The organism is Zhongshania borealis, assembly GCF_039539625.1.
GTDB lineage: Bacteria > Pseudomonadota > Gammaproteobacteria > Pseudomonadales > Spongiibacteraceae > Spongiibacter > Spongiibacter borealis.
Map to the genome: position 1 here is coordinate 141686 of NZ_BAABDM010000006.1, position 13041 is coordinate 154726.

Below are 13041 nucleotides of genomic sequence, written 5' to 3' on the forward strand. Positions count from 1 at the left end.
GTCAGTACACACGGCAAAACAATCACCGTAGGTCGTGGGATCCGTCGCATCGCAAACACCGGGATCACCACCGCCAGGTAAACTTTCAATTGGCAGTGGGCAAACCGTCGTCGGATCCTGGTCCGCGCAGGCATTCAACTGATCCAATACCGACTGCAGCTCATCCGGCACGCCCGGCGTTCCTTCAATTGGTAGCGGACAAGCCGTGCTTTCGTCTTGGTCAGTACACACGGCAAAACAAGCGGCGTAAGTCGCAGGATTGGAAATGTCGCAACTATTTACACCCTCGCGTTCAGGGTTCACGGTAACTTTTATCGTGTCTTTTGAGCGTAAGTCACCATCACTAACGGTTAGCGAAAATTCGACATTAGTGCTTTCATCAATACTGGGCGCGGTAAAGTTCGCCCGTACTGAAGTCGAATCTCGCAACTCAATATCTGGTCCGGACTCTTGCTGCCACAAGTAAGTTAATTCGTCACCATCGGTATCGCTACTTCCACTGCCGTCGAGGGAAACCGATTGGCCCTCTTCAACAACTTGATCAGGCCCTGCGTTACTGACAGGGGAAGAGTTCGATGCCGACACTTGGATAGTGATATTTACGATATCAGACGCTTGTTGATCGCCACTGTCAGTGACAGTAAGTCGAAATAGCAAAACAGTATTTTGACTAACATTTGGCGCAGTAAATTTCGCAACAACCTCATTTTCGTCACTTAGCTGAGGGCCATCAATAACAAGTTCGCCATTTGTACCCACTTGCTCCCAAAGATACTGAGCGATATTACCTTCGGCATCCGAACTTAAAGAACCATCCAGCTCGACCAAATCCCCCGCGCTAACCACTTGATCATCGCCTGCTTTCGCTTCTGGTGCGAAGTCAGTGTTACCCTCATCGTTCTTTACTAAGACTTTGACAACATCACTGCCTATGCCTCCATCGTTATCAGTTCCACGCAAGGTAAGATAATAAATAGTGTCTTCACTTACATCCGGTGCGATAAAGCTAGCGCTTAGCTGATCTGCATTTACAATCGTCAGCGGACCTGCTCTTGCAACACCATTTTGATCCGATTCACGCCACTGAACCGCGTTCACAATACCATCTGAATCTTGTGCCGTTCCAAGCAAACTTACCGTAGTAAGCTCACGTACTTGCTGGTCATCACCCGCAAAGACGCTGGGAAGCTCGTTTATCTCTGTCGCCAACTCGGTAGCACTGACCTCCTCCGCTGCAGTAGAGGCGCTTTGAATCGTGCTTTCGTCACAATAAATTTCGCCACGGGCTTCACGCACAGCACAAACATATTTCACTCCACTGCTGTCTGAGTTCGAAAATAAACTCAGCGAGGCTAGATCAATTGACCCGATGTAATCCTCAACAATCACTCTGGCTTCGACGGGAATTTCAATGCCGCTGGCCGTATCGCGATCAACATCTAAACTTTGCAATAGACGCGCAATATTTAGAATTTCAGGATATTTCTCGAACAGTGCAGTCAAGCTCATACCAGCGGAATAATCTGCTCGCGCTCCGGAAACCAAATCAATGAGTGTTAACACCGGCGCACCGGTCGCGCTACCAAGCGATAAGCCACCGATACTAAATTTCACGAGCTCGTCACTGCGATAATTAAATTGACCATTACGGTCCGTTTCTAAACCGCTGACCGTAAGGGTTTCGTACTGCACAGCACCAACCGGGCTATCAATTAAGCGACCGGACTGCAGCTCTGACGAGCCTGGTGAGCCCGGCACCCCGGAATTACCTAAGCTAACAGAGCTATCAGAGCTACAGGCAGAAAGAATAACTACACACAATACTACTAAGGTTCTAATTATCATTATTTTCCCCAAAATCCTATTTCGGACTCGCACGAGCGAAACGCTATGGCACGCTCAATTTAAACTGATCCGTTGTCAAAATAGCGTGACCTACTATGCCAAACAAGCATTTTTTATTACTACGACACACCGGAATTATTTCGAGAAGTTGTGGAGGCGTTATTATTTAAGAGGACTAAATAGGCAGGAGTTTTACTTTAGAAGGCAGGAAATGCAAAAAAACCCGGTCTTACCGGGCTTTTTTAGACAAGCAATTACTCGTCGCACTGCTCGTCGTAGGCTTCAGCGTCGAGTAAATTATCTAACTCACTTGCGTCTGAGGGCTGCATACGGAAGAACCAGCCGTCGCTATAAGGATATTCGTTAACTGTCTCAGGGCTTTCATCGAGTGCATCATTAACTTCAATTATTTCGCCCGAAATCGGCGCGTATATATCTGACGCAGCCTTTACAGATTCGACCACTGCGGCCTCATCACCAGCGGAGTACTCTGCACCCACTTCTGGTAATTCAATAAACACCACGTCGCCCAAAGCGTTCTGAGCATGGTAACTGATGCCCACAGTAACGGTGCCGTCAGACTCAAGACGGGCCCACTCATGGGTGCTAGCGTATTTCAATTCGCTGGGGGTATTGCTCATTTAAGGCCGTCCTCTACAAACGTATGCGTAAGATGAGCGCATTTTAACGCCGCTGCCGCGAAATACAAAGTGCTCAATGACGACTTTGACGGATACTGATTATCACCGGGATTAATCCCGCCGCTACCAGCGCCAATGCCGGCAAGGCCGCAAGCTGCCATTGCCCCTCTGCAGTCATCTCGTAAATGCGCACTGCTAAGGTGTCCCAGCCATAGGGGCGCAGCAATAACGTCGCCGGCATTTCCTTCATGACATCCACAAAGACCAAGACCGCAGCGGTTAATAAACCGGGCCGCAACATCGGCAAGTAAATTCGCCACACTAAAACTGCCCCACGGGCACCGAGAGTTTGCGCTGCCTCCGGCAGGCTCGGGCGAATGCGCTCCAGTCCTGACTCCAACGGACCGGTCGCTACCGCAAGAAAGCGAATCCAATACGCTGCCAAGAGGGTTAGCAATGAGCCCACCAGCACCGGCGCCGGGGTGATACCGAATAAACGCTGCAGCGGTATGAAAAACTCATTATCTATATAGGTAAAGGACAGCATAATGCCCACCGCCAGCACCGAGCCGGGCAGCGCATAGCCAAGCTGAGCAGAACCATAAATGGCACTCAAGCGGCTTTTTTGGCGGCGATTAAATGCCAACACAAGCGCTAGGGCCACCGTGACCAAAGCCGCGAGCCCGGCCAGCCACAATGAATGCTCCAGCAATTCAAAAAACCGGCGATTAAGCTGTTCCGCACCAGCGCCAATCGCCCAGAGAATTAATTGCAAAACCGGGAGCAAAAACGCCATAAACAATACTAGCGAACACGCCAGGGTGATCATCCACGCCGTAACCGGCGATAATACAAAGCGAAAACGATGTTGCAATCGCGCGCCTTGCACAAAGCGCCGCCCACCCCGAGAGCGGCGTTCGGCGAACAAGGTCAGCGCAACAAACAACAACAAAATTGAAGCCAGCTGGGCGGCAGCCTGCAAATTGAAAAACCCAAACCACGATTTGTAAATCGCCGTGGTAAACGTGTCGTAATTAAAAATCGCCACGGTACCAAAATCAGCGAGCGTCTCCATCAGCGCTAGGCTCACCCCGGCAATAATGGCCGGTCGCGCCATCGGCAGCGCCACCCGAAAGAAGGCTTGCCAACCATTGCAGCCTAATACGCGCGCAGCTTCGATGGTGTCACTGCTTTGAGACAAAAAGGCACTGCGCGCCAGCATATAAACATAGGGATAGAGCACCAGCGAGAACACCACAATAACGGTGAGTTCGCTACGCACATCAATACTACCGTAGGCTTGACCAACATTGGCCCGCAGAAAACTCTGTAGCGGACCGCCAAAATCAAATACCCCTAGGGTCACAAAAGCCATGACATAAGCTGGCACCGCCATTGGCAGCATTAGCAACCATTCAAACCAGCCGCGACCAGGAAAATCGCACATCACTGTAAACCACGCCAGACCGATTCCCAACAGACTGACCAAAATCCCAACGCCCAACAATAAGGTGAGGGTGTTCGCCAGCAGACTGCCGAGTTGCGTCGCAATTAAGTGTTGCCATATATCGGTTTGTTCAGAGGACCAGCTGAGTATCACCACCAGAATGGGTGCCAATACGCCAAACACCGCAAGCAAGCCAACCGCCCGCAGCAGCCATACCGCGGCGCCAGAACGTCGCGATACCGACGGCATCAAAGCTACTCCAGCGGTTTGCACTCAGCGATATCCCACCCGGTCCATCAACTTAATTGCAGCGCTTTGAAGCCGTCCTGCCTCGCTCATTGGCATGGTGTCTGCGCGGAAACTGCCCCAGTGCTGTATCAACTCGGAGGGCGCCGTTGCGTCGTTGACCGGATACTCTTGATTTAAACTCGCAAAATCATATTGTGCCGTCGGGCCAGACATCCACTCTAATAAACGTAATGCTTCCACTTTATGCTTACTCGCCTTGGTAATACCAGCGCCAGAAATATTAACGTGCACACCCCGACCAGCAACACCTTCACCCTCTTGATTGGCCCAAAATAAGCCGACAGGTAACTTCGGGTTTTCAGCCAACATTCTGGCCAAATAATAAGTATTCACCAAGCCAACATCACATTGCCCAGCATCAATTGCCTCAATCACTTTGTTGTCACTGGAAAAAGGCGCAACGGCCAAATTATCTACCCACGCGGCAACCACTTCCTCAGCCTTTTCTTCCCCTAGCGCTACAATCAAACTCGCTACCAGCGATTGGTTATAGACTTTTTTTGCAGTGCGCAAACACAGGCGACCAGACCATTGCTCGCCGGCCAGATCCTCATAACTCGATAATTCTTCAGGCTTAACCCGATCCGAGGCATACACAATGGTCCGCGCTCGTATAGACACACCAAACCAGCGGCCCTGCTCATCGCGCAGCGCTGGGGGCACATTGGCAGCGAGAATCGCCGATTCAACTGGTGCCAATACACCTATTTCTGCGGCTTGCCATAAATTACCGGCATCAACTGTAATCAGCATGTCAGCGGGTGAGTTGTCGCCCTCGGCGCGCATCCGCGCCAGCAACGGGCCGGCGTCGTCGGTGACGTAGCGAATGCGGATACCGGTTTCTTTGGTGAAGTCGTCGAAGATGGGTTTGATCAACTGCTCAATACGCGAACTATAAACCACGAGCTCAGGGCCAGCAGCACTGTCGGCGGGCGGCGTACTCCGACCGCAGGCCGTCAAGCCCACAACAACTAGGCCTGCTATTAATCCTGCCGCGATTCTAAACATCATCAACGCCTCTCAAATCAAATTCGGGCGTAGATGATAATTATTATCATTAAAATTCTCAATGCTTTCCGCGGATTATTCCGTATTTAAACGCGTACAAGCTTACAGCGGCCCCGAAATACCCATAGCCTTGGCAATAATTCGCCGCTTGAGGGGCAAGGCTTTATTCAGCCATGTCATACCCGTATTGCGCAGCAGACGCAGCGGCATGACCGGCGTTTCAAACAAATGCTGAAAACCCTCCATCATTGCCATCATCGCTAAATTCCCGCCCTTGCGACGGCGCTGATAGCGGCTCAGCATACCGGACTCAATCAATGACAAGCCCCGCTCATGCGCTCGATGACACTCTTCGGCCAAGACCATTGCATCTTGAAAACCAAGGTTAATGCCCTGCCCAGCAAGAGGGTGAATGGTATGTGCCGCGTCGCCCAGCAAAACCACGCCATCACTGACGTAATCCGCAGCATGGCGCTGGCGCAATGGGAAGCTCACGCGCCGACTACAAGCCACAATAGCGCCCAAACGGCGTTCAAACTTTGCGCCCAATTCTCGGCAAAAGGCCTCGTCGTCCAATGCCATTAATTGCTCTGCTTGCTCAGGTAACGCCGACCACACAATTGAGCAGTAACGCTGCTCGCCCCCTGTATCCGGCAGCGGCAAAAACGCCAATGGGCCTTCGGGCTGAAAACGCTGCCACGCTGTATTTTGATGCGGCTCAGCGGTTTCGATGGTCGCCACAATCGCGTGGTGATGGTAATCCCACTCTCGCGTGACAAAACCAGCCCAATCACGGATACGGGAATTGGCACCGTCTGCGGCCACCACCACCGGACTGCGCAGTACGCGGCCATCTGCCAAATTCAGTATCACGCCGCCATTCTGCTTTTCTAAACTCGCAACCGGATTAGCGAAATAACACTTCACGCCCGATGACTCACGCAGGCGGTTTATGAGCGCCGCATTCAGCAGACGGTTTTCGACAATATGACCTAGCGCAGCCCTTTTTACTTCACTCGCGGCGAAATGAATCCGGCCAGTACCCTCGCCGTCCCACACTTCCATGTCGGTATAGGCACAAACGCGACGCTCAACAATATCCGACCATACTCCGAGCTGCGCTAAAAACTCCCGTGAGCCTTCAGTCAAGGCGCTCACTCGGGCATCGTAATCAAAGACACTTTCTTCAAGCGGCGGCCAGCCATCGCGCACCGCCTGCCCCTCAATTAAGGCAACCTTGATCGGCAAATCTGCCAGCGCTACCGCCAATGCGCCACCCGCCAAACCAGCGCCAACAATAATCAGATCGAACTCGGCCACATTTGCTGACATCACGAAGACTCCGCTGACGAGCCTGGCATAATACCCGCAGCTCGCGCCACAAACCGCGATTTTGCCGCGGGCGTGACATCTAATAACAATAAACCCAAGTTCCGCACCACACTCAATACCGGTTTGCGATTACTGAATATACCGGTGAGCTGGTCTGAAAATGCGGTGGTCACACGCTGATCAAGGTCCTGACTCGCGAGGTAGCGTTGCAATAAACTTAACTCGCCCAATGCGCGCTTTTCGCTATGCGCCACAGCTAAGAGACAACTGAGGCTATCGGCATCGCGCAACGCCAAATTAAAGCCCTGACCAGCAACAGGGTGCAGGGAGTGCGCGGCATTACCCATTACCACTACCCGGCTGCGCACCTGTTCCTCAGCCTGCATTAGTTGAAGCGGAAACGACGCACGCTGCCCCACTTTTTGCAGTCGCCCTAGCCGATAGCCAAAGTTACGCTGCAGCTCAGCCAAAAATTCTGAATCCGACCATGCCATGACTTCCTCTGCCATTTTGTCGGGGAAAGTCCACACCAAGGCAGAACGCGACTGGCCGCTGCCGTCGTCAACCAATGGCAATAAAGCCAGGGGGCCACGCTCGGTAAAGCGCTCGTATGCGCAACCCTTATGAGGCTGCTCAGTGGCCACATTGGCTATAACAGCAAGTTGATGATACTCGGAAACCGACGTCGCAATACCAAGCTGGCTGCGTAAACTCGACTCCGCGCCATCGGCCACGGCGATCAACTGTGTCGTGATATCGCGCTGGGTATCGCCTTCTTGCAGGCTCAGCGTGGCATAGCCGTCGGCAACGTCAATTTCCACAACCTTGGCGGGGGACAAAAACGCGACATTGGTATGCTGCCGCAAGTGGTTGAGCAGGACGTTACCCAGCCACATATTCTCCACCACATAACCCAAGGCTTCCCAGCCCTGACTTTCCGCCGTCATTAATACACTGCCGAAATGCCCGCGATCTGAGACATGGACCTTGGCGATGGTACTCTGGTGGGCTTGCAGCTGAGGCCAAATTCCAAGTTCTCGGTAAATCTGCTGACTACCATAGGACAACGCGGTTGAGCGTGCATCGAAGCTAGGCCGGTATGTTGGCAAACCAGACTCTGCCAATGGCGGCAGCGCAAAGCTTTCAACCACCAGCACTCGTAAACTGCCCTTGCTCCGCGTGTAAAGACTCAGCGCCAAGCTGGCACCGACCATGCCCCCCCCGGCGATCACCACATCGTAGTCAGTGTGCGGCAAGACGAGCCTCCGCCATCAACGCTTCAATTTCATCGGCTTCTTTAGGCACCGCGGCGGTTAAAATATCGCAACCCGTCTTGGTCACCACCACGTCATCTTCAATGCGAATACCAATGCCTCGCCACTTTGCGTCGACATCAAGATTATCCGGCGCCACATAAATTCCGGGCTCCACAGTCATTGCCATGCCTTCTTCAAGTACCCGCCACTCGCCGCCGATTTTATAATCGCCAACATCGTGTACATCCATACCGAGCCAATGGCCGGCCCGGTGCATATAAAAGGGTCTGTAAGCTTCACTCGCAATTAATGCATCGACCTCACCGCTTAGCAAGCCGAGCTTGACTAGGCCTTCTGTAATAACCCGCACCGTGGCATCGTGAGCTTGGTTCCAATGGTTACCCGCTTTAATGGTGGCAATCGCCGCTTTTTGGGAATCCAACACTACCTCGTAGAGCGCGCGCTGTTCTGGCGAAAACCGGCCACTAGCCGGAAACGTGCGGGTAATATCTGCGGCGTAGTAATGCAGCTCGCAACCGGCGTCGATCAAGACCAGATCACCGTCGCGAATCTCACAGCTGTTTTCTACATAGTGCAAAATACAGCCGTTTTTACCGGCGCCCACTATCGTGCTGTAAGCTGGATAACGCGCACCGTTGCGACCAAATTCATGCAGAATTTCAGCCTCTAGCTGGTATTCAAAAACACCGGGGCGACAAAGGCGCATCGCGCGACAATGCGCCTCGGCCGAAATTTCACCGGCACGGCGCATCACTTTTTGCTCAGCAGCCGACTTGTACAAGCGTAGATCATGAAGGTGGTGATCCAGATCCAAAAACTCGCCCGGAGGCTGGGCACCGGTGCGCACCTTGGAGCGAATCACATTCACCCACTGCATCACCTGTTGGTCAAACTCAGTATGACGGCCCATGGCGTAATACACCCGCTGCCGTCCCTCTAATAGACCTGGCAAAATGTCATCGATATCGGCAATCGGAAATGCATCATCGGCGCCGTAGTTCGTGCATGCACCGTCTGGCCCGGCACGATACCCTGTCCACAATTCCATAGCGGGATCGCGATCTTGACAGAACAAGACTACCTCGCCAGTCGCGCGACCGGGCAGCAAAACCAACACTGCATCGGGCTCATCAAAGCCACTGAGATAATAAAAATCACTGTCTTGGCGAAAGGGGTATTCAGTATCGCTATTGCGACTCACCATTTTGGCCGAGGGCACAATGGCAATACTGCCCGGCTCCATCAGGGCCATTAGATTTTTACGACGGCGGGCAAATTCCTGCTTGCTTATTGTCATGCTTCTCTCGATGTGCGTGAAAATGGATCGCTAAAATCGCAACGCGTAGATACTAATTTACGTGCCGAGCTTATCACAGGGCCAGCCGAACCATTAGCGGCCCAGAATCAATGCAGGCGACTAGCCGCATCACCGCCGTGCTCTGACGGCATAGCATTGAACTCAACAAAGATGGTCATAGCAGCAATGCGGACGTACTCACTCACCGCGAAATAATCTTGCTCGCCTTCTTCGTCGTCACCCTCGTCGGCTGAAACTTGGGCAATTGCGGCAATATCACTGATTGCTTCGGTAAGCTCCTCAGAATAGGTCTTATCACCGTCAACCTGCTGCTTGCCTGCCATAGCAAAGCCCGTTAAAAAGCCCTGACACCACTGGCCAAGACTCGCAATGCGCTGATCTAAATCAAATTCATCATCTGGTAGCAGCAACTCCAAATCCATCTCCCCCGACTCCAAGCCTAATAAGGCCGTGCAATACACAGTGTAAAGAGCGTCGCTTTGCTCTGGGTTCGGGGCTTCACAGTCCAACAAATCGATACAATGTTGCAACCAACCATCCTGCTCCAAGCGACCGCCTACCGAGATAAACCCTGCTGCGTAACCGTGTAGCTCAGCCGGCGGTTGGAGCGCACCAATACTAAGGAAAAGATTCGCGAGATCGTCGTGTTCTAAACTGGCCGCCATGATAAAAACCCATTAAGACATTAAGCCGGCAATGGTAGCGCTGCGCGGCAATAAAATCGAATATCTAGCGGATCAGCAGCACATATTTATGACATCGCCCCCAGCCTTAGGCACGACTTAATTGCATTGACCCACACATGAGCCACACTCTACTATAATCTGATCTTTTTCTGGGTACGGACGCGATCTACGTATGGATGAGCGACAGTTGCAACTTGTGGAACGAAAAGTGGACGAGCTTGTCCAGTTGTGTGAACAATTAGACAAGGAAAATCGTGCACTGAAAGCCGATGCTAGACATTGGCGAACAGAGCGCGAACAACTGATCGAAAAAACCGATATTGCCCGCGCCAAGATTGAGTCCATGATTCAGCGACTGCGTGCACTGGAGAAAGAATCGTGAGCACCCCAACCGTCGTCATAAAAATTCTCGACAAAGAATACCAAGTAGCCTGCCCTCTTGAAGAACAGGGCGCACTAATGCAAGCCGGTCAGTATTTAGACCAAAAAATGCGCGGCATTCGCACATCTGGCAAAGTCGTAGGACTTGAGCGCATTGCGGTAATGGCCGCACTGAACATCAGCTACGAAATGCTGCAAGACAAAAAAAACGCGACGCCAAGCGAGGCAGAAATTGCTGCGGTCAAACGCATTAATGACAAAGCGGAAGAAACCCTTCACCGCTGCCGGCAATTGGATATTAGTTAATTCCCTTACTTCCCCGCCCTATTATTGGGCCAAAGCTGGCGGTATACTGAGCACCACCCTGGGATATTTGCTAGGCCGTCTAGACCCCTGAGCCGATGCTTTTATACCCGGAGTGTTCTAGCCGGGATCCGTGTGCATGTCCGCTTGCCGGAAAGCCTAAAGATCTCGCGGAGTACTCCACCTTGAACCGCTGGGTTCAAGGGCCACGCGGCCAGCGGTATCTTGGGGCTTTTTATAATATTCTCGCCGAACACCACTCCCTGACGCTTTTCCAGATCATGCCCTCTGACGCTATACTCAAGCCATGAACTCAGCACTCAAAAACCAGCTACGCCAACATCTCAGAGAACGCCGCCGGCAGATCACTCCTAGCCAGCAGCACTTGGCTGCCCAACAATTAATGCAGCGTATTATCACACTCAGCGCATATCGCCGCGCCCGCCATATCGCTGCGTACATGGCCAGCGATGGCGAAATCTCCCCCGAATACGTATTGTGCCACGCCAGCCTGAAAAGCAAACGCAGCTATCTTCCCCGCATCCATTTTGGAGGTAAGGCTAACAAACACATGAGTTTTCAGCGCTACCATCCCCGCCAGAAGCTACGCAGCAACCGCTATGGTATTGGCGAACCTGCGGGACTGCGCTATCGCGCGCGGTCGCCAGAGCTACTGGATATTGTATTGCTGCCATTAGCGGGTTTTGACAAAGAAGGACGACGACTGGGAATGGGCGGTGGTTTTTATGACCGCTGCTTCGCCTTTAAAAACCAACACTCGCGGCAAAAACCGCTGCTCATCGGCATCGCCCACCACTGTCAGGAAGTTTCTTCCTTGCCAGCCGACGACTGGGACATTGGTTTAGATCTAATCGTTACCGACCGCGCGGTCATTACACCTAGACACGGTCGGGGCAAAAACCGAATACCTCGGACTTAGCTCAAGAACAACTTATACGCTGGGTTATCACTCTCTTCATTGTAGGGATACGACAGCTGGTCGAGGAAGGCTTCGATCTCTTTACGCTCGGCATTTAATGCCTGCAAGCCAACCAAGACCCGACCATAAGCAGCGCCGTGATTGCGGTAGTGGAACAGGGATATATTCCAGCGGTTACCTAGCTTGGTCAGAAAATTCATTAAAGCGCCCGGCCGCTCAGGAAACTCAAAGCGATACAGCAATTCGTTCTCGACTGCGGCAGGGCGATGCCCACCCACCATATGACGAATGTGAAGCTTAGCCATCTCATTGTCGGTAAAATCTGCCACCGGGTAATCTAATTGCTGCAGCGCCGCCACCAACTCATTGCGGTCACCGCCACCAGCCGCCACAGAAACGCCAACAAAAATCTGGGCATCGCGATTATCACTGTAGCGATAGTTAAATTCAGTGATATTGCGTCGTCCCAAGGCCGCACAGAATTTTTTGAAGCTACCTGGCCGCTCGGGGATCGTAACGCTGAGAATCGCCTCCCGCTGCTCGCCAATTTCGGTGCGCTCGGCTATATAGCGCAAGCGATCAAAATTGGTATTTGCGCCACTGTCTATCGCCAGCAGGGTTTGGCCACTGCAGTCATTTTCGTCAACGTATTTTTTCAGGCCCGCCAACGCCAAGGCACCCGCAGGTTCGGCAATAGACCGCGTATCATCGAAGATATCTTTAATGGCCGCGCATATTTCATCCGTAGTGGCGGTCATTACGCCATCAATGGTTTTGCGCAAAACTCGAAATGTTTCCTTGCCGATTTGCGCCACGGCGACACCATCGGCAAAAATACCAACCTCAGGTAAGGTTGCCCGACGGCCCTTTTCCATGGCCAATTTAAGGCACGCGGCATCTTCTGGCTCTACGGCAATGACCTTCACTTCGGGACGTACGTATTTTATGTAAGCTGCCACGCCAGCAGCCAGACCACCACCGCCAACCGGCACAAATACAGCATCCAGCGGGCCGGTGACCTGCCGCAAAATTTCCATGCCGACCGTGCCCTGCCCTGCAATGACTTCAGGGTCATCGTAGGGATGAACGTAAACCATGCCTTTTTCTTCTACCAATTTTTTGGCAAATACCGACGCTTCATCGTAGGTGTCGCCGTGCAGAACGACCTTGCCGCCCCGCGCACGCACCGCATCAACCTTAATTTGCGGCGTTGTCTTGGGCATCACAATTGTCGCTTTCACACCCAGTTTCAAGGCCGCCAACGCCAAGCCCTGGGCGTGATTACCCGCCGAAGCGGCCACAACACCCTTGCTCCGCTCCTCCTCACTGAGGCTAATCATTTTGTTATAGGCGCCGCGCAGCTTAAAAGAGAAGACCGGCTGCAAGTCTTCGCGCTTAAGCAGAACATTATTTGCCAAGCGCTTGCTCAGCAGAGGCATTTCATCCACAGGTGATTCAATAGCCACATCGTAGACGCGGGCCTTAAGAATTTTCTTGATATAGCTTTGTGGCATAGCCTTATGCAGTCTCCATTAACACGCCAGCCGTGGCTGC

Annotated in this window: 12 protein-coding genes and 1 other RNA gene; 4 read left to right on the plus strand and 9 right to left on the minus strand. The window is 52.4% G+C overall.

Going from position 1 to position 13041, the window contains the following annotated elements; all coding sequences use genetic code 11:
• The 8 genes from ABD836_RS14970 to ABD836_RS15005 all read right to left on the minus strand — a co-directional run.
• Window positions 1-1845: PKD domain-containing protein (locus ABD836_RS14970; protein ID WP_344937486.1), on the minus strand; the 1845-nt coding region annotated here is incomplete at its 3' end.
• Window positions 1846-2099: 254 nt separating this feature from the next.
• Entirely contained in the window at window positions 2100-2486 is a 387-nt protein-coding gene (gcvH, locus tag ABD836_RS14975; RefSeq protein WP_344937488.1) for a glycine cleavage system protein GcvH, read from the minus strand.
• 73 nt (window positions 2487-2559) lie between these two features.
• Window positions 2560-4182, minus strand: coding sequence for an ABC transporter permease (locus tag ABD836_RS14980; RefSeq protein WP_344937490.1), 1623 nt, complete (start codon window positions 4180-4182; stop codon window positions 2560-2562).
• A 24-nt stretch (window positions 4183-4206) separates the two neighbouring features.
• A complete protein-coding gene (locus ABD836_RS14985; protein WP_344937492.1) occupies window positions 4207-5253 on the minus strand; it encodes an extracellular solute-binding protein in 1047 nt (348 codons plus the stop codon).
• 99 nt (window positions 5254-5352) lie between these two features.
• Complete coding sequence (locus ABD836_RS14990) at window positions 5353-6582, minus strand: FAD-dependent monooxygenase (RefSeq protein WP_344937494.1); 1230 nt, start codon at window positions 6580-6582, stop codon at window positions 5353-5355.
• On the minus strand, window positions 6582-7838 hold the full coding sequence (gene ubiH, locus ABD836_RS14995; RefSeq protein WP_344937496.1) for a 2-octaprenyl-6-methoxyphenyl hydroxylase: 1257 nt from the start codon (window positions 7836-7838) through the stop codon (window positions 6582-6584). The genes ABD836_RS14990 and ubiH overlap by 1 nt, the downstream gene beginning before the upstream one ends.
• Window positions 7825-9156, minus strand: a complete 1332-nt coding sequence (gene pepP, locus ABD836_RS15000; RefSeq protein WP_344937498.1) for a Xaa-Pro aminopeptidase — start codon at window positions 9154-9156, stop codon at window positions 7825-7827. Before pepP ends, ubiH begins: the two co-directional genes overlap by 14 nt.
• A gap of 107 nt (window positions 9157-9263) precedes the next feature.
• The gene (locus ABD836_RS15005) at window positions 9264-9842 is read right to left on the minus strand and encodes a UPF0149 family protein (RefSeq protein ID WP_344937500.1); all 579 of its coding nucleotides are present in this window, start codon (window positions 9840-9842) and stop codon (window positions 9264-9266) included.
• Between the two features lie 229 nt (window positions 9843-10071).
• Here ABD836_RS15005 and ABD836_RS15010 point away from each other — a divergent pair, with 229 nt between their 5' ends.
• From ABD836_RS15010 to ABD836_RS15025, 4 genes are all read left to right on the plus strand, one after another.
• Window positions 10072-10245: a TIGR02449 family protein gene (locus ABD836_RS15010; protein ID WP_231856169.1), complete on the plus strand. Its 174-nt coding sequence runs from the start codon at window positions 10072-10074 to the stop codon at window positions 10243-10245.
• A complete protein-coding gene (locus ABD836_RS15015; RefSeq protein ID WP_344937504.1) occupies window positions 10242-10550 on the plus strand; it encodes a cell division protein ZapA in 309 nt (102 codons plus the stop codon). Before ABD836_RS15010 ends, ABD836_RS15015 begins: the two co-directional genes overlap by 4 nt.
• 52 nt (window positions 10551-10602) lie before the next feature.
• A non-coding RNA gene (gene ssrS / locus ABD836_RS15020) (6S RNA) lies at window positions 10603-10783 on the plus strand.
• Between the two features lie 71 nt (window positions 10784-10854).
• Window positions 10855-11487, plus strand: coding sequence for a 5-formyltetrahydrofolate cyclo-ligase (locus ABD836_RS15025; RefSeq protein ID WP_344937507.1), 633 nt, complete (start codon window positions 10855-10857; stop codon window positions 11485-11487).
• Here ABD836_RS15025 and ilvA read toward each other — a convergent pair.
• Window positions 11484-13001, minus strand: coding sequence for a threonine ammonia-lyase, biosynthetic (gene ilvA / locus ABD836_RS15030; protein ID WP_344937509.1), 1518 nt, complete (start codon window positions 12999-13001; stop codon window positions 11484-11486). The genes ABD836_RS15025 and ilvA overlap by 4 nt on opposite strands.
• Window positions 13002-13041: the final 40 nt, after the last annotated feature.